The following is a 21668-nucleotide window of genomic DNA, read 5'->3' on the forward strand; positions in this document are numbered from 1 at the left end:
TCTTATTTAAAACTGATTAAGTATTTAGTGTATTTTATCTCTTCATACGTAAAGGTCAAGTCCTCGTCCACCAGCTTGGGACGCTTGGCACCTTCCTCTTTCACTTTCTTCTGAATGGTCACGACGAAATGCTGTTCGTCGGCTTCCTTCAACACGCCGCTGAGCTTGCGGCCGTCCTTTGTCAGCACTTCCACTTCCTTGCCGATGTGGTTAATGTACTGCTGCAGTACCTTGAAGGGCTGTCCGATGCCGGCCGAACCGACTTCCAACTCATAATCCTCATCCTCACGGTTCAGCTTGGACTCGATGTAGCGGCTCAGCTCTACGCAGTCCTCAATCCAAACACCTTCTTTGTGGTCTATTTCCACCAAAATCTTGTCATCCGGGCTGATTGTCACCTCCACAAGGAAGTAGTCCTTTCCTGCCAGCCACTCGTCAACAATCTGACAAACAGTTTTCTTTTCTATCATAGATTAACCATTAGGAACAAAAAAGAGGAGCTTAATCGCCCCTCCACCTTTCATCCGTTTTCGCTTGCAAAGATATAAATAATCTGTTCGACTACAAAATATTAGAGAAAAAAAGATTGATTTAACGGTTCAAACGGGAATTATATTACAGACACGCCCTTTCAACACTTCAAGATAAGGGGTAAAACATATAATCTTATGAGACAGAAGCTTATACTTTATGAAATGAATTATCACGTTCCATACTGCATGAGATGCACATGTCAAGCACAACGAGATGTGCATCTCGAACAACATGAGATGTACATCTCATGCGTACAATCTCTATTGTTTCAGGAAAAGAAGTAAGGAGGTACAAGCGGAAAAAAGATACTGTTGAAAGACAACGCGGAAAAATAAAAGGCCGATAGCTTGTTTCATGCTATCGGCCCTTTTACTATGGTTCTAAAGGTCTAAAAGACCTTGTCGTATCACTTATTCGGAGTCTCCCACTTCTTGGTATCCGTACAAACCACGTTCACAGTCTGGTCACCCGTCTGGATGCGGAAGTCACCTTTCTCCAGAATCCACTTGCCATCATAGCCTACGAAAGCAAGGTCGGAGCCTTTCAGTTTCAGAGTCACGGTCTTTGTCTCGCCCGGTTTCAGTTCCACTTTCTCGAAAGCGCGAAGACGGCGGGTATCGGGAGTAAGGGAGGCAACGAGGTCACTGCTGAAGAGCAACACGCTCTCCTTGCCGACACGGTCACCAGTATTCTTCACATCTACAGTGAAAGTAAGCACATCATCAGCGGTAAAGTCCGACTTATCCACCTTGAGGTTACTGTATGCAAAAGTAGTATAACTCAATCCATAACCGAACGCCCACTGTACAGATACTTGCGCATCGTAGTTATAAGCGCCTTCCATCTGCTTTCCGATGTGTTCGCACGGTTTGTAGTCGTACGTAATCAGAGAGTTGATTTCCTTCGGATAAGTGAAAGGCATCTTTCCGCTGAAGTTGGCGTCGCCGGCAATGAGGTTTGCCAACGCATCACCGCCGTAATTGCCCGGAAGCATAGTATTGACAACAGCCTTAGCCAAAGGCTCGATGTCAGCAATCAGGCGAGGACGGCCTTCATTCAACACCAGAATGATGGGCTTCCCGGTTTTGGCAAGAGCCTTCACCAAATCGAGCTGGTTCTGGGAGAGGAAGAGGTTCGTCAGGTTACCCGGAGTCTCGCAGTAAGAGTTCTCACCGATGCAGGCAACGATGTAGTCGGCACCGGCAGCGGCTGCTACAGCTTTCTCTATCTCCGGAGTGTTTTCTTCCCACCAGTTGCCACCTTGCTTATAAGTGACACCGGCTTCGTAGATGATATTGTCCGCACCGAATTTATTGGTGAAAGCCTCGAGAATGGTATTATATTGACCTGCATGCTCGTCGGCCTTGTCGCCCTGCCATGAATAAGACCAGCCGCCATTGAGGCAACGCATGGAGTTGGCATTCGGACCGGTAACCAGCAGTTTCTTGCCTTTTGCCAACGGCAATATACCGTCTGTATTCTTCAGGAGTACCAAAGACTCTTCGGCAGCCTGCAATGCAGCAGCGGCATGTTCCGCACTACCGAACAACGGGAAGTCTTTCAAGTCATAATAGGGCTTTTCAAATAGGTTGAGACGGCATTTCAAACGCAGCACACGACGCACAGCATCGTCTATACGGCTCATGGGAACTTCACCTTCTTCCACCAGTTCTTTCAAGAGTGTACAGAACTTCCAGTCGTACGGGTCCATAGACATGTCGATACCGGCATTGATGGCGAGCTTGATGGCTTCCTTCTTGTCCTTGGCAATGTGGTCGCGGCTATAAAGGTTGTTGATGTCCGCCCAGTCGGTCACGATCATACCGTCCCAGTTGAGGTCTTCTTTCAGCCACTTGGTCAGCAGCTCATAGTTGGCATGGAAAGGCAGGCCGTTGTTCATGGCGGAGTTCACCATCACGGAGAGGGCACCTGCCTTCACCATTTCCAGATAAGGAGCAAAATGCTTCTCACGCATATCCTGCTCGGTGATGGAAGACGGCGTACGGTCCTTACCGGAAACGGGGACACCATAACCCATATAATGCTTCATACAAGCGGCAACGTTGTTCCCGCCAATCAGGTTGGGGTTCTCTCCCTGGAAACCGATAATGGCTTCACGTCCCATTTCGGCATTGACGTAGGCGTCTTCACCATAGTTTTCCCACATACGCGGCCAGCGCGGGTCACGTCCGAGGTCGGTCACCGGGGCATACGTCCAGGGGATGCTTCCCGCCTTTGTTTCGTAGGCAGAGATACGTGCACCCTTACGTGTCAGTTCACGATTGAAGGTAGCTCCCATATTGACGCCTTGCGGAAAGAAAGTACCGCCCAGTGTATAGGTAGTTCCGTGTATCTGGTCTACACCGTACACACAAGGAATACCCATCACCTCCATGGATTTCTCCTGAATGCGTTTGATGATTTCCTGCCACTTCTCCACGCTCTGTGCCACACCGTTGGGCACGTTCAAGATGGAGCCTACTTTGTATTTTCCGATGACAGAGTCGAGCATCGCCTCGTCCAACTGGAAACCCTTGGCATTCTCAATGCCTTGGATACGCATATAGAGCTTCATCATCACATCCTGCGAAGGCATCTCCTTGCCCAGCTTGAATTCCTTTTCAAGCTTGTATCTCTTGATGATTTTTTGCAGGTCCTTCACCGTGATGTTCTTCGGGTCGAGACCGGCAAAGGGATTGGCGCGTTTCTGCAGGAGGTCGATAGTGAGTTCGCACATCTGACCGACTTTCTCGTCAAGCGTCATCTTCTTCAGCAAAGTCTCAATCTGCTGTTCTATTTTCTCGTCTCTTGGAATGGCAGGCGCAACAGTGGTCTGCGCCGTAGCAGTAAGTACTAACCCTGATAGGGCTAAAGATAAGATTAACTTTTTACTCATGGTTGTGATATTGGTTTATAATAGTTGCACTATCTGTTTATACGAGGCACAAAGATAAGAACATCCTGCCATACCAAAGGATACAACAGGATGTTTTTTAGGGTATGATTTGTTATCTTTTCAGACAATCCTACTCTCATCTCTTCAAGAGGTTCATCGGTTCCTGAAGTTTCAGGATGTCGTTCGTCTTCTGCGTTGCGGCAGCTACTTCAGCCTCCAGCGTAGCCTTGATGTCGCGTGAGGAAGCCCCGACGAGGAACTTGTAGTTTCCGGGAGTTACCACCCATGCCGATGCAGCCTCATCATAGGAAGCCAGGTCGGCAGCATTCACTTTCAGCGTCACCACAGTAGTTTCGCCCGGTTTCAGTTCCTTAGTCTTGGCAAAAGCTTTCAGTTCCTTTTCGGGTTTGTTGGCGTCTGCAGCATCGGGAGCGGATACATAAAGCTGAACCACTTCCTTACCTGCTACCTTACCGGTGTTCTTCACTTCCACAGATACGGTATAGACGCCGTTGTCTGCCTTAACAGCAGCCTTGTCATAAGCAAAAGTGGTATAGGAAAGACCGTAACCGAAAGGATAGGAAACCTGCTTGCCAAAGGTGTCAAAGTAACGGTAACCTACGTAGATATCCTCCTCATAATTGGTATAATCCACATCCTTCACGTCGTTCTTCTTCCCGCCCTTGTTCACGAGGTCGGTGCTTACGCGCATGTCTATCGGGAAGTTGGCGGAAGAAGCGGCATCTTCAAACTTCACCGGGAAAGTCATTGTCAGCTTGCCCGAAGGAGAAGCCTTGCCACTCAGCACGTCAGCCACACTGTTTCCTCCCTCCTGGCCTGCCTGCCATGCACAAAGGATGGCATCGGGAACAGACTTCCAAGAAGCAGTTTCAATCACACCACCGATATTAAGTACCACCACTACCTTCTTTCCGGCAGCGTGGAAAGCATCGGACACTGCTTTCAACATGCTCTGCTCCTCTTTGGTGAGGTTGAAGTCGGCTACCATACGGTCGAGGAACTCACCAGAGGTACGTCCCAGCGTCACCAGTGCCACATCGGCCTTGGCAACCTGCTCGCGGATAACTTGTGCGGACACAGCCATCTCAGCAGGACGCTCGTCGGGCATAAACCACTCTTTCTTATCTTTGGCCAGACGTTCTTTCTCTGCTTTCAGGTAAGCTTCATAGCTATTCTTCAGCGCTTCATCCACCACATAGCCGGCATTCTTCAAGCCGTCCAATAGCGAAACGGTATAAGCGCGGTTCACGTTGCCCGAGCCCGTACCTCCGGCAATGAAGTCATAGGAAGTACAACCAAAGAGTGCCACGTTCTTCACGTCGGCTGCCAGTGGCAGAGCACCGTTATCGTTCTTCAGCAATACCATACCTTCTGTCGCCGACTGGCGGGTAACGGCAGCATGTGCTTTCAAATCAGGCTTGTTGGAATATTTATATCCCTTGAAATGGGGAGTCTGGAGAATCATTTCCAAAATGCGCTTCACATTCTGATTGAGAATGGCTTCGTCCAACGCTCCGTCCTGCACACCCTTCACGATGGCTTCGTACTGCTTGGGCAGACCGGGCTGCAACATGTCGTTGCCCGCCACCATCTGTGCCACAGCATCTTTACCACCGAACCAGTCGGTCATCACCATACCCTTGAAGCCCCATTCGTCACGCAGCATCGTTGTCTGCAACTCCTTGTTTTCCGAAGTATAGACACCGTTCAGGTAGTTGTATGAGGACATCACGGTCCAAGGAGCGGATTCCTTCACGGCAATCTCGAATCCTTTCAAGTAGATTTCGCGCAAGGCGCGTGGAGATACATGCGCATCCGTAGCCATACGGTTGGTTTCCTGGTTGTTCACAGCAAAGTGCTTGATACTGGTACCCACACCGTTGCTCTGCACACCACGTACGTAGGCGGCGGCAATCTTACCCGACACCAACGGGTCTTCGGAATAATACTCGAAGTTACGTCCGCAAAGCGGGTTACGGTGAATGTTCAGCGCCGGAGCCAACAGCACGTCCGCACCATATTCCAGCACTTCGTTACCGATAGACTGACCTACACTTTCCACCAGTTCCTGGTCCCAGGTAGAGGCGAGCAAAGTTCCGATAGGGAAATGAGTACAATAGTACGTAGCAGAATCTCCCTCACGCTTGGGGTCGATACGCAGTCCAGCGGGACCATCAGCCAGCACCACAGCGGGAATGCCGAGGCGCTCAATCGGATATGTGGTTCCTGCCGCACCCGGCACCAGCTTTCTCGTTGCACCGATTACGGCACTGTCACCCGAGAAACCTGCCATACCGGTACCCACTACCAGATGCGCCTTTTCTTCCAAGGTCATGGCGCCAATCACCTCATCCAGAGAGGACTTTCCAAGCTGCGGCACACCCGGTCCGCAAGCTGACAAAACAGCCATTGCTGCTGCCATGGATATGATATTCTTCTTCATAATCTTATTTAAATATCTTCGGTGCGAATTCAGTCAGGTAAATACGCCAGTTCTTCCAGATATGACCTTCTCCGGTTTCATAATATTCATATTTGTAACCCTTCTCGTCCAACATCTTGCGGTAGTCGTTATTGGCCTGGAACAAGAAGTCTTTATTACCGATAGCGATGTAATAGAGTGCCGGTTTCTTGGCAAACTGGGTTTTCAGTTTGGCTTCAAGGTTGTCATAAATCGGAGACTTCACATCTTTGTTGGGCATGATGGCAGCCGAGAACAGCCCTACATAGTCGAACATGTCCGGATATTGCTTGGAGATGTGCATGGAGTGGAAACCTCCCATAGAGAGACCAGCAATGGCACGCCCCTTCTTGTTGGCCTGTGTACGGTAAGTCTTATCAATGAATTTCACCACGTCGGGGAAAGCCGTTTCGAAAGAACCTTCCATCGTCTTGGGCAGATTCATGCTGGGAGCGGCAAAACCCAGTGACGATTCACCCGGAGCAGCCTCCAACGCAGCGTTACCGTTGGTCATTACTACAATCATCGGCTTGGCCTTGCCTTGGGCGATGAGGTTATCCAGAATCTGTGCCGTACGTCCCAGTTCGCTCCATGCGTTCTCGTCGCCACCCATACCGTGCAGCAGGTAGAAGACAGGATAGCGCTTGCCGCTTGTCTCATATCCGGCAGGCGTATAGACAGTCAGACGGCGGTCCATACCCAGCGTAGGGCTGTTGTACCATACCTTAGACACCGTTCCATGAGGAACTTTATTCACTTTGTAAAGATCGATGCGCTCGTCACCACCGATGATGAATACATTCGTCACGCTTGCCACGTCTCGAATCATATAGACGTTGGCAGGGTCGTTAATCTTCAGTCCGTCTACCAGGAAAGTGTAGCTGTAGAGTTCTGGTTTCAGCGGTTCGGGAGTAGTGAATTCCCACACACCGTCCTTGTTCTCTTTCAAATCTGCCACACCCGGACCATCAAACTCACCAAAAGGAGTCTTGATTTTCTGCGTAGGCAGGAAGTCGCCGGTTACTTGCACCTTTACGGCTTTCGGCGCCTTCAAGCGGAAAGTTACTGTATTGTTGTCGTGTATCTCAGGTGAGACCACAGGAGCGCCTCCCCAGAGAGCTTGTTGCGCGAAAGTCATCGCACACATCAGCAACAGAGCTGACAAAATAGAAATTCTTTTCATGATACGTATGTTATTTTGTTATTCAATTAGTTATACCGAATCCTCTTATTTGAACAACTTCGGCACGAACTCCGTCAGATAGATGCGCCAGTTCCTCCAGATATGGCCCTCGCCCGTTTCAAGATACTCGTACTTATAACCATTGTCATCAAGCAACTTGCGAAAGTCGGCCACACCTTTATAAACAAAGTCCGTCTTGCCGCATGCGATGAAGTAAAGGGCCGGTTTCTTGGCAAACTGAGTCTTCAGCTTACCTTCAAAGTCGGTATAGACCGGACAAGTTGATTTATCGTTTCCGGTACTTGCACCGGAGAAAAGACCTACATAGTCGAACATGTCCGGGTAATACTTGGAAATATTGCAAGAGTGGAAACTACCCATAGAAAGCCCGGCAATGGCACGGTTCTTCTTATTGGCAAGAGTGCGGAAATTCTTCTCTACGAACTTCACGATTTCGGGGAACGAGAGTTCAAAAGCACCTTCTGCCACTTTCGCTCTTTCGTCGGGACGCATGGATGGGGCAACAAACCCCTTGGGAGACTCACCTGCAGCAGCATCTTGCCAAGCATTGCCGTTGGTCATCACTACAATCATAGGTTGAGCCTTGCCCTGTGCGATAAGATTATCCAATATCTGCGAAGTACGGCCAAGAGCAATCCAAGCTTCCTCATCACCACCTGCACCATGAAGCAGATAGAATACCGGATAACGCTTGCCGCTGGTTTCATAACCAGCCGGAGTGTAAATCGTCAGACGGCGGTCCATTCCCAGCGAAGGACTATTGTACCACATGCGACTTACCGTTCCATGAGGTACCTTATTCACTTTATACAAATCGGCACGGTCCCCACCGATGATAAATACATTGGTCACGGTAGCCACATCCCGAATCATGTAAACATTGCTCGGGTCCATCATTCTCAATCCGTCTACAATAAAGGAGTATCCATAAAGTTCCGGCTTCAACGGTTCGGGAGTAGTAAATTCCCAAACGCCGTCCTTCCCCTCTGTCAAATCGGCAATGCCCGGTGCATCATAATCGCCACGAGGGGTCTTAATAGTTTGTGGAGGCAGAAAATCACCGGTAATCTGCACCCTTACAGCCTTAGGAGCTTTCAAGCGAAAAGTAACCGTGTTGTCTTCATGAATATCAGGAGAGACAACTGCCGCACCTCCCCAAAGAGCTTGCTGTGCAAAAAGGGTGACACAGCAGACCAGCAGCATAGCTGCCAAACTTAATAATCTTTTCATAATTTCTTATATTGAATGAATTAGATTTTTATTATTTAGCAAAGTTACGACTTACAAAAGGCAGGCACATATAAAGCGCCGAATGCCAATATTCGCTGGTATGTCCGCCATCCCGCACACGGAACTGGCAAGGGATATCGGCATTACGCATCGCCTGGAAAAACTCGATATTACGATCCAGCAGAAAGTCATCGTCTCCGCAATCCACAAACCACTGTACTGTACGAAGCTGTGCCTTACGCGCATCGTCCGCTTCGGCCACATACCTGATGCAACTATGTTCTTGCACAGAACGCGTCAGCACAGCCATCTTGTTTGTGGGGTCGGGATCTTTTCCCGCCTCCTCACCACTGACGGGGATATTCATCAAAGCACTCATGGCATAGGCGGCACAATACATATCCGGATAGCGCTGTGCATAGCTTGCCGTTCCGCCTCCGCCCATAGAAAGTCCGGCAATGGCACGATGCTGCTTATCACCTTTCACCCGGTAGGTCTTCTCTATATAAGGAAGGAACTCCTTATAGAAGAAATCTTCGTAAGCCCAGCCCGGCATATTGAAGTAGCCGTTCCAGCAAGTAGCTGGATTACCTCCGGCATTAGGGCTGACGATAATCATCTCGCAAGCCTCGCCCGATGCCACCAACTGGTCCATCACGTCCTTCACACGTTGGTCTGTAAACCAACTGGTATTCACCCCCGACATGCCATGTAGTAGATAGAGAATCGGGTATTTTCTCGTAGCATCCACCTCATAACTTTGAGGTAAATAAATTGTAAACTGCCGGTTTGCATCCAATATCTTGCTGTAGATACTGTCCGTCACCACTTTGCTCTGCGGTCCCCAACCGGAGAATTGTGCATATGCCGTCAGCATGGTGAAAATAGCCAGAAAAGTAAATAAGACTTTCTTCATGGTATTTTAGATTTTAATGTTTCTCATATTTATGATACATCAAGGGTAAGGTATCAGAAACGGTTATGCAAAAATAAAAACTTATGATTTCTTTTGTCATGATATATATCAGTTTCTTTTCCTACCAATTTTCATTCTGCACCATATTCGGATTCAGTTCAAGCTCCTTGCGCGGTATAGGCAACAACTTATGCTTCGGTTTGAAGCCATAAGTGGAATTCCGGTACTGGAATTCCGTACCCTTGGAAGAATAGCTCGGTATTTCTTTACCCTGATTGGCCATTACTGTTTCGGCATCGCCCCAACGCACCAAATCCTGAAAGCGTACACTCTCCAGACAAAGTTCCAGACGTTTTTCTTTCTTCACATCATCCAATGTTACAGAAGTCAGACCGTTCAGTTGGGCACGGGAACGTATCTGGTTGACGTATTCCAATGCTTTACCGCTATTGCCATTCTGCACATGTGCTTCAGCAGCCAGCAACAACACTTCAGCATAACGCATCACGCGCAGGTTAATGTACTGCAAGGCTTGAAAGTAGGAAGCATCATATACACAGTCCTCTTTCAGAGCACGATTCTTCCACATAAAATACCCCTCGTGTCCCACCAGGTTCGCTCCTGCCTGCAAAGAAATACCAAGATTCTCCAATTGGGCAGCCGTACGGATGGAGCTGTTCAAACGATAGCCATTTTCACCTTCCATGGCAACAAAAGCTTCATATAAATCCTTTGTCGGATTCATGAAACCATAAGTACCCGTAGCAATGTAGGAAGAGGCCTCGCTACTCAGTGTCAGTTTTTCCGTACGCCACCCCTGCATAATGAAGGTCATTGTCATCTGGTTCCAGGCCTGCTCAGAGTCATTGCGTTTCTGCACTTCCAACATAGACTCGCAACAGCCATTGGCAGCAACGTGCAGCAGTTTATCATAATCACCCGTATAGAGCGCGTATTTACCAGACTCTATGACTTCATCCAGAATACCGGCAGCATCGCCATACTTCCCTTGAAACAAATAAGCTTTACCCAACATGGCCTGCGCCACCTCTTTCGTAATCCGAATACCCGTCTCACTGTCGTTTACATCCGATTTGGAAGGAAGCGCATTAGAATTTATAGCCTCCGTCAAATCGCTCTCTATCAATGCCCACATAACCTCCGGCGTACTGTTGCCGAGGCGATATTCTCCCGGAGTCAACAAATGGTCCACCACCGGAGCCGTACCAAACAGAGTGACCAGTTCAAAATTCGACCATGCACGGAAAAACCTGGCTTCGGCAACAGCACGTTTCTTGACTTCCGTATCCGGCTCCAACAAATCAATAATCAGATTCGACTTATAAATTATGCCGTACATACCCGAATACAGCCCCTGTACCATGCCATGGTCCGTGTCAAATGTATATTCATTCAACTGTTCCATTTGAGAGTTGTCACCCCGCGAGCCACCTCCAGCCCAAACATCATCGGCCAACAGATTCTTTGTGAAAAACCAGTTATAGTAATTGCCTCCCCAACTACTATACAGAGAAGCCAAAGCTTGTATGGCATCGTCATCAGTCTTATAAAAATCTTCCTGACTACCCATATTTCCATGTTTTGCTATATCAAGGCGATCTTCACAACCGGTACTGAATACGGAAAGTAACCCCAGCATCAGTATATAAACATATTTAGTTTTCATTATCAGTATCAATTTGAGGTTTATTAAAATTCAATGTTAAAGCCTAACACCACTTTTTTGGAACAAGGATAAGAGCCTTTGTCGATTCCCATACCTGAAGTAGAATTGGCAGCGGCTTCTGGATCAAAGCCCGGGTACTTGGTGAACGTGAAGAAGTCATCCAAAGAACCATAGATGCGAAGATTACCGACACAAAGTTTTTTCATCCAATTCTTTGGGAATGTGTATCCCAGCTGAATCTGCTTGATTTTGAAGAAAGAACCGTCATAGACCAATGCATCAGAAATCTGATATTTATCCATATTGGTGGCACCGGCACGGGGTACCGACCCATTGGGATTGGAAGCTGTCCAACGATTGTCATAAAACACCTCTTTCATTTTATTGGAAGCGGCAAAGTCAGGCCGGTTGATACAATTAAAAATGTCATTACCTTGCGAGCCCGTTCCGAACACAGTCAAGTCAAAGCCTTTCCATCCGGCTGTCAAAGTAATACCATAAGTAAAGTCAGGAATGGCATCACCGATATATGCCAAGTCACCATCATTCAGGTCACCGCTCTCATCCAAGTCATAGAATGTGGGATCACCGGTTGCCGGGTCAACGCCTTTGAACTTGTATCCACGGAAATAGTATACCGGATATCCCTCCTCAAAATAAGTAATGGTACTGGTGTGGAAATTCACGCCCGAAAGACGGGTGATGGATGGGTCTATATAGGTTACTTTGTTTTTCAGAGTTGCAAGATTAGCACGCACACCATAGTTGAAATTACCGATACGGTCCCTCCATCCCAACTCGAACTCCCAGCCTTTATTGCTTACATTACCGGCATTCATCGGAGAGGTTGAACCACCGATAATCAATGATGGAGTAGTGCCGGACACCAGCAGGTCTTTCGTTTTTTTATCGAAATAATCCATACTGAAGGTCAGACGGTCATTCAAAAAACGTGCATCGATACCCACATTTATTTGTTCGGAGGTTTCCCACTTCAACTCATCGTTGCCCATTGTGGAAGGAGCAGCACTGGTAATGTACGAATTCCCCATTACAAAAGGATAAAGGCCTCCCAATGCCATGTCAGTACTATAAGCATATCCGCTCAATGCAGCCAAACTACCATTCTGTCCCCAACTGGCACGCAGTTTCAGACTGCTGACATGATCCTTCAGAGGTGCAAAGAACTTTTCTTCGGAAACCGTCCACCCTACGGATACTGCGGGGAAATACCCCCAACGGTTCGTGGCAGGAAGCAGAGAAAGGTCGGCTGCGTCTGCACGTAGAGATGCCTGCAACAAATAACGTCCTGCAAACTCATAACCTACACGGCCGAAATAAGAGAGCTTGGCTGAACGCGTCTTCTCACCACCCACCCCTTTAATGGCAGAAGCTGAAGCATAATTCAAATAGTAGAACAACGGATCATTTTTTTTCAGTGCATCCTCTTCATTGGGAGAAAGACTGCCGTTTACGTAGTCATAAGTGGATTCCTGATATGACATACCCACCATGGCCGTCACCGTATGCTGTCCGAAGGTCTTCATATAATTGGCAAAGTTCTCCCACTGATAATAAATAGTAGTTGACGAAGTATTACTTTGACCGACATAGTCACGGCTTTGCGTGGCATTGCCATAGAAAGGAAGGTCTGTTGTAGAGCTACGGGTACCAGACAAGCGGTAACCGAAACGGGAAGTAAAAGTGAATCCCTTGAAAGGCTTGAAGTCCGCATACACAGAACCGTTTACGTTAAAACCACTGTTCTTACCAATGTTATTGTCACGCATAATCATAGGATGATATTGCTCACCTGCAAAAAATTTGGAAACAGCATAATAGTTTCCATTGTCATCCTGCAACAAGTGCTTGCCACTATTCAGGGCGGTCAGCATATGGGTGGGCAGGTTTTCGTATGTATAAGTATCCGGAGTCAGCGGGTCGAGCTGCAATATGGAAGTCAGCAAGCTGCCATACTCATTATTGGTGGAGACACTCCGTACGTTGTATTTTTCTATCTGGTTGGTGGTTCCCACTTTCAGCCATGGCTTGATTTCATATTCAGAGTTGATAGTAGCAGTCAAGCGCTTATAAGTATCGGCATTACCTTTCACGATACCATTATCGTCCAGATAGGTCAGGGAGAGATAATAGTTCCCTCTGTCACTGCCATTAGTAAACGCAATGTTATGCTTCTGCATGCGACTGTTTTCAAAAGCTACATCAGTCCAGGCCGTATTGGTCACACCGTCCCAATTCTGTAACAGATAATCTTCCGTGAAGGTATTCGCCTCTACCATGTAGTCTATGTACTGTTCAGCACTCAGCATCTTGGGTACACGTGCCAGTGACTGGGAGGAGAATTGGAAATCGTACGTAATTTTACCTTGGCCGGACTTACCTTTTTTCGTGGTAATAAGTACCACACCATTGCCGGCCTCAGCACCGTAGATGGCAGCAGAAGCGGCGTCTTTCAGCACTTCCATGGAGGCAATATCATTAGGATCAATGCCACTAATGTCGGATAGGCGGACACCATCCACCACATAAAGCGGATTGGAGGACACATTGGACGAGTAGCCGCGCACACGTACCGTAGGCGAGAAGCCCGGTGCGGCAGAGGTCTGGATAACCTGCACACCAGCAGTCTTGCCCTGCAAGGCAGCAGGCGCATTACTAATGGTACGATTCTGCATATCCTCGGTTTTCACCTGGGAAATGGCACCCGTAACGGAGCTCTTCTTCTGTACACCGTAGCCCACTACCACCACTTCGTCCAATGTCTTGGTATCTTCCTTCAATGTGACATTCATCACTCCAGGCACGGCTTTCTTCTCTTGTGTAACGTAGCCGATATAGGAATAAACGATAACAGCACCCTCCTTGACGGACAGCATATAGTTACCATCCAAGTCGGTAATCACACCGTTCGTTGTACCTTTTTCGAATACACTTACACCAATCATAGACTCCTTCAGGTCATCTGTCACTTTACCCGACACCTTTATCTGGTTCTGTGCCAGCAGGAAAGGCATCCCAGCCAAAAGGAAAAGTGCTGACATCGCCAGCCTTTTCACTGCATTGTTTCTCATAATGCTTTTCATTAGTTGTTAATTAGATTTATTAATAAAAGGGTTATATTCATTCTTCATCGGATACCTGCATCAGAAACCGCGTACCGGAAAGGCCATCACCACCTCAAGCAGTTCCTTGTCATGATTGTACTTCATGCCACAATCATTATCGAAAATCATCGTTGCTCCCTTATCAGCTGTATAAGGTTCCCACTCGGGCAAACCTTCAGTATTGGGATTCCCCGTACGGGCAAAGTTCAGCCACGCACTGCTCATCTTGTCCGCCAGCACTTGTGCCGCCTTTCCGCCTCCGGTCATCGAAGCATGACGCACGACATTGTTGAACACAAAAGGAATCTCCATACAATGCGTGCTGCGGAGTATTCCGTCCATCACGGGCGATTCCCAAGCAAACATATACATATAGACCGGTGCACCTTGCTGTGCCGACTTCAGTTTGGCCTGCTCCACTGCGCCAGGGCGGAAAATGAAGTCCACATCCACCAGGTCCTTGGGCTGATAACCGGGGTAGGCCTGCTCAAAAGCTTTCAGAAAATCATCCGTACGTTCACCATATTTCTTTTTAATCTGCTCCACAACCTGCTCCTTCGTCATGCTCCGCAAAGGCGGGAAGTAAGTGCTTGCGGTAAACTCGTGCAGGGTAGTGCCTATCATCACCGGAATGTCCTTGCTTTGCACCGGAGCCTGAGGGTCGAAAGGCTGTGCTGGCAGCACATCGCCATCTACCGTGGGAGCCCAGCCAAAGATAAAAGAAGCCACTCCTTCTTTATCAGCCTCTACACGCATTTTGGCAACGGCCTTTTCGCCTGCGGCAAGCAATTTGTCGTAAGGTACTTTCTGTAATTCATCTATCTGCGAAGCATTCAGTCCCAGCTCCTCCATAACCGCACTGCCAATGCGACGAGAATACTTTTGCTCCATCGTACGAAGCATAGATCCGCTTTGTACAATGGCTTTATGGAACAAGCCTCTCGCCGACGGTGTGGCAAGCAACGTAGAGACCTTGCCTCCCCCACCGGACTGACCGAAAATGGTAACATTCCGGGCATCTCCGCCAAAAGATTCTATATTCTTATTCACCCATTGCAGTGCCGCCACCAAGTCAAGCAGTCCGGCATTGCCCGATTTTGCATATTTATCACCATAGGCGGAAAGGTCGAGAAAACCCAGGACGTTGAGACGATGATTCAGTGTCACAACCACTGCATCCCCTTTCTTTGCCAGATTTGTTCCGTCATACGAAGGAAGCTCCTGACCACTGCCGGCGGAATAACCTCCACCATGCAGCCACACCATGACGGGGCGTTTCTTCCCGTCTTTCAGTCCCGGTGTCCAGATATTCACCCGCAGACAATTCTCGTCAGGATAACCGTCATCCCAGTTGAAGGCAAACGCCTGTTCGTCGCTGTACCATCCCATGCGCTTGCCTTGCGGACAAGTAGGGCCGTAGGCACGACTGCTGCGGACACCTTCCCATTTGTCAACTGCCACGGGCGGCATAAAACGTTCGGCTTTGGCATACGGAATACCTTTATATATATAGATACCGTTCTCCACATATCCGGCTACTTTGCCCGATTCGGTTTCGGCAACAGCAACCGTAGAGGAAGCCGTTATCTCCCCCTTCTGCCCGCAAGCAGGTACTCTCTCCATTTTAGCTGTCCCTCCGCACGAGGAAAGTAGGATGGCGGAGAATGCTAACACTGACAAGAATTGCTTTTTCATATTATGTATTAGTTTTATGTTTTTATGATTGCAATATTAGCACATTCTCCCCAAAAGGATTTTCTACGTTATCCAAACGGCTTTCCCCGATGTTCAAAACAGCTTTCTCCAATGTTCAAATGTTTGCAGATTTGTTCAAAACATGCTCTCCAGCAGTCTCTCTCTCAATTTTTATGAGTATTTTCGCATCGTAATGCCAAAACAAAAAGATGGCACATGCCAATGCTTTTAGTCTACACTATATATTATGAAATACATTAAATATTTACTTCTATTGTGTTTAATCACCGCATGCAATCCGTCGGACACAAAGCCCACACCGGAAGGCAGCATCGAAAGCCCTGTCATCACCAATGACCTCTCCAACCAGAAGGTCACCGCCTTTGCCGAAGATGCACAAGGACACATTTGGATAGGAACTTCACGAGGGGTAAACAAATATAATGTACACGAATATCATCAGTATTACTGTACGGATGACTCACTGGATATACCCGATAATCAAATCAACGACCTCTTCCGCGATTCACAAGGCCGGTTGTGGGTAGTCACCGTAAATGGGACTAGCCTATACACAGACAAGGATAATTTCCAAAATATGCCACTGGACTTCCCTAATAAAAACGGCATCCAAATATTCGAGAACAAAGACGGAAAGATTTTTCTGAACATGATGCACAGCCTTGCCGTATATAATCCACAAACACACAAATTTGACGTACCCATCAAGATATTTGACCCGAACTATACCTTCAACAACCGCTGTTTCATAGACCAGAGCAACAAACTGTGGGCAGTGACCCCGCTGTCTCTGCGCCGCTACAACTCCTCCACACTGGCGCTGGAAGACTCCATCCCAATGCAGGGCTTTTCTCCCACCTACTTCTTCATGCAGGCTAACGGAATCCTATGGCTGGCAGGAAACCGCCAGATAGCACTGTACGACACACATACGCACAAATTCAAGGAAACACCCCAAGCCCTCCGAAGCCATCCGTTGCTGCTGCATGCCAACGTCAACTACATCCATCCCTACGGCAGCAACAGCCTGCTACTGAATACCGACCAACAAGGAATGTTCCTCTACAACTACGTGGAAGAATACATGATACATCAAAGCGAAAACGGTTTTCCCTTCGAAGTACCTCACTTCAAGATAAGCACCATGTTTACCGACTCACAGAAAAACCTATGGATAGGCTCTGTAGACCAAGGGTATGTCGTGCGCTATAACTACAAAGAACGTTTCAACACCAACAACCATCTCAGCTCATACCTGAACCGGAAGTCAGTGCTGTCCGTGGCAGTGGACAAGGAGCGAAATCTCTGGATGGCCACCATGATAGACGGGCTGTACGTTTACAACATGGACAGCCACGAAGTGAAAGAAGTGGACCAGCCTGGACTTCCGGGGAAAAGCGCTACCGACAAACCGGACATCACACGCGTATTCGTAGATGACGAGGGCTACATCTGGCTGGCGGCCCTCTATGCGAGCAAGGTGATGAAATGCAGCTATAAAAACGGCATACTGAAGACAGAGGCTATTCATGACATCTTCCTACCGCTGTCGTTTGCACAAGATAGCCGTGGAACAATTTGGGTGGGTACATACAGCCCTAAACTTTATGCCAAAAGGCGTGAAGAAAAAGAATTTGTCCAAACACAAGTATTTTCCTGGACAGGAACCTTCATACCCGGACTCCTTCCACTCAACAACGGAAAGATGTGGGCCACTGCCTTCATGAACCCAGTTATGCAAATCAATCCCGACAATTGGGAAAGCGCTGAAGTACCATTCGAGAACACCGACTGGCAAGCTTGTATCCAACGTTCAGTATTCATCCCTACCGACATCTTCGAAGACAGTCGTGGAGATGTGTGGATTGGAACCGTCAGCAACGGACTGCTGCACTATTCTGCCGCCACCGGAAAAATCAAGACCATAGAGGGTACACCCTGCCGGGACATCTCTTGCATTGAGGAAGATGCACAAGGCAATATATGGACAGGCACACAATACGGGCTGGGCAAATATGACCGCACCGTAGGGAAATTTACCAACTACTATGCCGCCGACGGCATAGGCGGCAATCAGTTTTACGACCGTTCTTCATGCCGCTTGCCCGACGGGACACTGGTTTTTGGCGGTACGCACGGGCTGACTTTCTTCAACCCTATGGACGTAAGTACCAAACGGGAAATTCCACTGCTCTTCGAGGATTTGAAGATACACAACCGGTTGGCACGCCCACAAGACAGCAAAAGTGTAGACAAGCACCTCTCCTACCGGCCGGACATCTGCCTGGACCACAATCAGAATGGTTTCAGCATCTCCTTTGCCGCACTGGACTACTGCGAATACGAACGCGTACATTATTATTACAAGATGGATGGTTTCGACAAATATTGGATTGATGCCCGCAACAACCGAGAGGCCTACTATGCCAATCTGCCTGCCGGTACCTACACTTTCAAAGTTAAAATAACCAATAACGACAAGAGCATTGTAGAAAGGGAGAATTCCATACGCGTCATCGTAAAGCCCGCCCCTTGGCAAACATGGTGGGCATGGTGCACCTATCTGCTCATTGCCGCCGCCATCATCGGTATCTTCATCCGTGCCTGGCTACGCATTAAGCAGGAAAAAGAAACCGCCCGACGCGCCAAACTTGAGAAGGAGCAGGAACAACGGGTGAACCGCATGAACATGAGTTTCTTTGCCAACATCTCGCACGAGTTCCGCACCCCACTCACCATGATTTCGGGTCCGGTAACACAACTTTGCGAAAGTCCCCAAATAGAGGGAGAAAACAAACAACTGCTTTACATCGTACAACGCAGTGTGGGGCGCATGCTCCGTCTGGTGAACCAGCTGATGGACTTCAACAAGCTGGAGAATGACACCCTAAAACTGCGGGTGAAACGGACCGACATCATCTCGCAACTGCAACGTTTTGTAGACATTTTCCGCATCAACGCCAACGAGAAAGGCATCGCACTGAACACTTATGGCCTGGAGGATACTTTCCTCATGTGGCTGGACGTGGACAAGCTGGACAAGATTGTAGGAAACCTGCTTTCAAACGCCTTGAAGTTCACTCCGAACGGCGGAAAAGTGGAACTGTGCTTCGACGTCATTACCCGCGAAGAGGCTGCACGCCTCTTTACGCTGACGGACAAAGACATCGACACACAGTACGTCAAAGTTGCCGTGGCAGACAGTGGCCACGGAATCCCCGAGGAACAGTTGGAGAAAGTATTCGAACGCTATTACCAACTGGACAATCAATCCAAAGGTACCTATAACTGGGGAACCGGTATCGGTCTGTACTATGCCCGTAGCCTGGCGCTGCTGCATCATGGCTATCTGAAAGCCGGCAACCGTACCGAAGGAAACGGAGCCGTCTTCACCCTACTGCTACCGGTGAATGACCTCTCTTATACCCCCGAAGAATGCAATCTCCCCGAAGAGGAACAGAACAAGGCATTTCCGATACAAACGGAAGAACAATATCAACTGGAAAATACAGAGAGCATCCGGCAGCAAAAGCAAACTCTTCTGGTAGTAGACGACGATACGGAAGTGGCTCACTACCTGAAAGCCCTGCTTTCTCCCATCTACAAAATCGTCTGCCGCTTCGATGCCGACAGCGCCTTCAAAGCCATGAACGAAGAAGCGCCCGACCTCGTACTGAGTGATGTAGTGATGCCCGGAAGAAACGGTTACGACCTCTGTCGCCAGATAAAAGAGGACTTGCAACTATGCCACATCCCCGTGATACTGGTAACGGCCAAAGCTACTGTAGAGAATCAGGTGGAAGGTCTGAATACCGGTGCAGATGCCTACGTGACGAAACCTTTCGAGCCCAACTACCTGCTGGCGCTTATCAAATCCCAACTGAAAAACCGCGAGAAAGTGCGCAGCCTCCTGAGCCAGTCCACCCAAACGGATAAGATTGAGGGAAATGTGCTTTCGCCGCAGGACAACACTTTCATGACCGAGCTTTACCACCTGATGGAGAACGAACTCTCCAATCCGGAGCTGGACGTGGCGCGCATGACCGAGCTACTGAAAATCTCCCGTACCAAGTTCTATTATAAGGTAAAGGGGCTGACGGGTGAGAACCCCAGCGTATTCTTCAAGACCTACAAGCTGAACCGTGCCGCCGAATTGCTCAAAGAAGGAAAATACACTATTTCAGAGATAGCGGACATGACGGGATTCAGTACGCTGTCCCATTTCTCGACAAGCTTCAAGAAACAGTTCGGTGTGAGTCCGAGCGAATACAGCAAGTAAAAAGCCGGTCGGTTCAAATTTATTCATTACATTTGTACCATTCTTAAAAAACCTTTTTATCCATGGCACACCGACTGAACACCAACAAACAGTTTATGATAGGCAACGGCATCCTTGCCTTTGCCGTGATTTTTGTAGTTGTCATCTTTGTCTACATGAGCATGAGGCTGCAACAACGAAAAGAAGGAGAACGCAACTTCATTGAGACATACACCATCACACTGACGAAAGGATTTGCCGGAGATTCCACTTCCATATTCATCAACGACAGCCTGCTGGTGAACCGTACCATTGCAGAAGAACCTTTCACCATCGAAGTGAAACGCTTTGCCGAGCAAAACGCACTCATGATTGTAAACAATGCAACTGAAAAGCTTTCCTTATTTGAGCTAAGCGAAAAAGGAGGAGAATACCGGTTCGAGAAGGAAGGGGAAGAGGTAAAGCAGTTAGCAAAAAATTAGGGATAAAAAGTTTGAGGCATTTTGCTCTCATATTTCGGAGTCGACAAGCTGTTTCCTGGCTTACCAACAGCCACTGCAAAGACACCACATAACTTTTGCAGTGGCACTGCAAAGACATTACACAACTCCTGCAGTGACACTGCAGCGATACTGCATACCTTTTGCAGCGTTACTGCAAAACAGTTGCAGTGTCACTGCAAAGGTGTTGCAGCAGCACTGCAAAAGGAGTGCAGTGACAGTGCAAAAGGTATGCAGTGGTTTTGCAGTATCACTGTCTGCAAAACAAGGAACTACTTACCGTGATACACCCATACTAATCTCTAATCATTTATTTTCGTTTGATATTTCCGAAGCTCCGCTCTCAATGCTTGTGCCTTTCCATCAGTCATCCGATCGAGCAAATCCCAGAAACGCTCCCCGTGATTCATCTCGCGGGTATGTGCCAGTTCGTGCAGTAGCACGTAGTCTATCAGATGCTTGGGAAGAAGTACCAGATAATAGGAAAGGTTGATATTGCCTTGTGCCGAACAGCTTCCCCAACGCCCACTGCTGGAATTTATCTTCACACTCTTGTAAGAAAGGTTGTGCTGCATGGAAAGCATATACAAACGGGGCGGAAGAACAATTTTCGCATTTCGCCGTAAAGCTTCCTCAACTACCTTGCGTAGCCAGGCCTGCAACTTCTCATCCGAGAAATCGGCATCAGGAGGACAGATTATCTGCATTTCCCCCAATTCCGAACGAGACAAAAACCGTTCCCGTTGTCCGCTGACCAATGTCAGTTTAAAGAACTCCGTATCAATGCGGTAATCCAAATCAATCAGCTTTCTGACCTGCTTCTGTCTGGCAGCCTTCAGACGCGGACGAAGCTGCTCGATGGCATTCTCTATCTCGGCAAGAGAAGTCCGGGGAGGCACAGTCACGTAAATTCCATCTTCCTTTGTACGGAAAGTAAGACGCCGTGCCCGGGCATTGACCCGGACAAACAAAGGGCCAAGCTCTTTATCTTCTATAATGCAGTTTACTGTCATAAATCAAAGCCTCTCCCATAGGAAAGGGGTGGGAAGAGGCTTTGCAAATGAACAAAGAATCATCCAAAAACGCAAGCAAATACCTGACAAAAGCGGACGGAGTGTCC

The 21668-nt window shown here is 48.2% G+C and carries 12 protein-coding genes; 2 read left to right on the forward strand and 10 right to left on the reverse strand.

Features of this window, described 5'->3' with window-relative positions; translation table 11 throughout:
• Nucleotides 1-2: 2 nt before the first annotated feature.
• The 9 genes from rimP to HUX74_RS08200 form a co-directional block, all read right to left on the reverse strand.
• The gene (rimP, locus tag HUX74_RS08160) at nt 3-470 is read right to left on the reverse strand and encodes a ribosome assembly cofactor RimP (RefSeq protein ID WP_087332882.1); all 468 of its coding nucleotides are present in this window, start codon (nt 468-470) and stop codon (nt 3-5) included.
• A gap of 470 nt (nt 471-940) precedes the next feature.
• Complete coding sequence (locus tag HUX74_RS08165; RefSeq protein ID WP_138345706.1) at nt 941-3430, reverse strand: glycoside hydrolase family 3 N-terminal domain-containing protein; 2490 nt, start codon at nt 3428-3430, stop codon at nt 941-943.
• A 136-nt stretch (nt 3431-3566) separates the two neighbouring features.
• Nucleotides 3567-5894, reverse strand: coding sequence for a glycoside hydrolase family 3 C-terminal domain-containing protein (locus HUX74_RS08170; protein WP_138345708.1), 2328 nt, complete (start codon nt 5892-5894; stop codon nt 3567-3569).
• Between the two features lie 4 nt (nt 5895-5898).
• The gene (locus tag HUX74_RS08175) at nt 5899-7095 is read right to left on the reverse strand and encodes an esterase (RefSeq protein WP_119961726.1); all 1197 of its coding nucleotides are present in this window, start codon (nt 7093-7095) and stop codon (nt 5899-5901) included.
• A gap of 45 nt (nt 7096-7140) precedes the next feature.
• The gene (locus HUX74_RS08180) at nt 7141-8346 is read right to left on the reverse strand and encodes an esterase (protein WP_151882178.1); all 1206 of its coding nucleotides are present in this window, start codon (nt 8344-8346) and stop codon (nt 7141-7143) included.
• Nucleotides 8347-8377: 31 nt separating this feature from the next.
• Nucleotides 8378-9262 carry an esterase family protein gene (locus HUX74_RS08185; RefSeq protein ID WP_174646470.1) on the reverse strand — a complete coding sequence of 295 codons (885 nt, stop codon included), beginning with the start codon at nt 9260-9262 and terminating at the stop codon, nt 8378-8380.
• A 121-nt stretch (nt 9263-9383) separates the two neighbouring features.
• A complete protein-coding gene (locus tag HUX74_RS08190; protein ID WP_119961729.1) occupies nt 9384-10949 on the reverse strand; it encodes a RagB/SusD family nutrient uptake outer membrane protein in 1566 nt (521 codons plus the stop codon).
• Between the two features lie 23 nt (nt 10950-10972).
• On the reverse strand, nt 10973-14041 hold the full coding sequence (locus HUX74_RS08195; RefSeq protein WP_254592846.1) for a TonB-dependent receptor: 3069 nt from the start codon (nt 14039-14041) through the stop codon (nt 10973-10975).
• A 72-nt stretch (nt 14042-14113) separates the two neighbouring features.
• The gene (locus HUX74_RS08200) at nt 14114-15769 is read right to left on the reverse strand and encodes a carboxylesterase/lipase family protein (protein WP_119961731.1); all 1656 of its coding nucleotides are present in this window, start codon (nt 15767-15769) and stop codon (nt 14114-14116) included.
• A 247-nt stretch (nt 15770-16016) separates the two neighbouring features.
• Here HUX74_RS08200 and HUX74_RS08205 point away from each other — a divergent pair, with 247 nt between their 5' ends.
• Both HUX74_RS08205 and HUX74_RS08210 read left to right on the forward strand, forming a co-directional pair.
• Complete coding sequence (locus HUX74_RS08205; RefSeq protein ID WP_174646472.1) at nt 16017-20069, forward strand: two-component regulator propeller domain-containing protein; 4053 nt, start codon at nt 16017-16019, stop codon at nt 20067-20069.
• 62 nt (nt 20070-20131) lie between these two features.
• The gene (locus HUX74_RS08210; protein ID WP_005825862.1) at nt 20132-20530 is read left to right on the forward strand and encodes a hypothetical protein; all 399 of its coding nucleotides are present in this window, start codon (nt 20132-20134) and stop codon (nt 20528-20530) included.
• Between the two features lie 320 nt (nt 20531-20850).
• Here the strand turns inward: HUX74_RS08210 and HUX74_RS08215 are convergent, their stop codons facing one another.
• Nucleotides 20851-21561 carry a SprT family zinc-dependent metalloprotease gene (locus HUX74_RS08215; RefSeq protein WP_174646473.1) on the reverse strand — a complete coding sequence of 237 codons (711 nt, stop codon included), beginning with the start codon at nt 21559-21561 and terminating at the stop codon, nt 20851-20853.
• Nucleotides 21562-21668 lie beyond the last annotated feature (107 nt).

Origin of the sequence: Bacteroides sp. Marseille-P8574 (assembly GCF_902825465.1) — a bacterium.
Classification (GTDB): Bacteria; Bacteroidota; Bacteroidia; order Bacteroidales; family Bacteroidaceae; genus Bacteroides; species Bacteroides uniformis.

Bases quoted from the DNA above. Each gene is read 5' to 3' on its own strand.
- rimP (WP_087332882.1), bottom strand. From the start codon at position 470: ATGATAGAAAAGAAAACTGTTTGTCAGATTGTTGACGAGTGGCTGGCA.
- HUX74_RS08165 (WP_138345706.1), bottom strand. From the start codon at position 3,430: ATGAGTAAAAAGTTAATCTTATCTTTAGCCCTATCAGGGTTAGTACTT.
- HUX74_RS08170 (WP_138345708.1), bottom strand. From the start codon at position 5,894: ATGAAGAAGAATATCATATCCATGGCAGCAGCAATGGCTGTTTTGTCA.
- HUX74_RS08175 (WP_119961726.1), bottom strand. From the start codon at position 7,095: ATGAAAAGAATTTCTATTTTGTCAGCTCTGTTGCTGATGTGTGCGATG.
- HUX74_RS08180 (WP_151882178.1), bottom strand. From the start codon at position 8,346: ATGAAAAGATTATTAAGTTTGGCAGCTATGCTGCTGGTCTGCTGTGTC.
- HUX74_RS08185 (WP_174646470.1), bottom strand. From the start codon at position 9,262: ATGAAGAAAGTCTTATTTACTTTTCTGGCTATTTTCACCATGCTGACG.
- HUX74_RS08190 (WP_119961729.1), bottom strand. From the start codon at position 10,949: ATGAAAACTAAATATGTTTATATACTGATGCTGGGGTTACTTTCCGTA.
- HUX74_RS08195 (WP_254592846.1), bottom strand. From the start codon at position 14,041: ATGAGAAACAATGCAGTGAAAAGGCTGGCGATGTCAGCACTTTTCCTT.
- HUX74_RS08200 (WP_119961731.1), bottom strand. From the start codon at position 15,769: ATGAAAAAGCAATTCTTGTCAGTGTTAGCATTCTCCGCCATCCTACTT.
- HUX74_RS08205 (WP_174646472.1), top strand. From the start codon at position 16,017: ATGAAATACATTAAATATTTACTTCTATTGTGTTTAATCACCGCATGC.
- HUX74_RS08210 (WP_005825862.1), top strand. From the start codon at position 20,132: ATGGCACACCGACTGAACACCAACAAACAGTTTATGATAGGCAACGGC.
- HUX74_RS08215 (WP_174646473.1), bottom strand. From the start codon at position 21,561: ATGACAGTAAACTGCATTATAGAAGATAAAGAGCTTGGCCCTTTGTTT.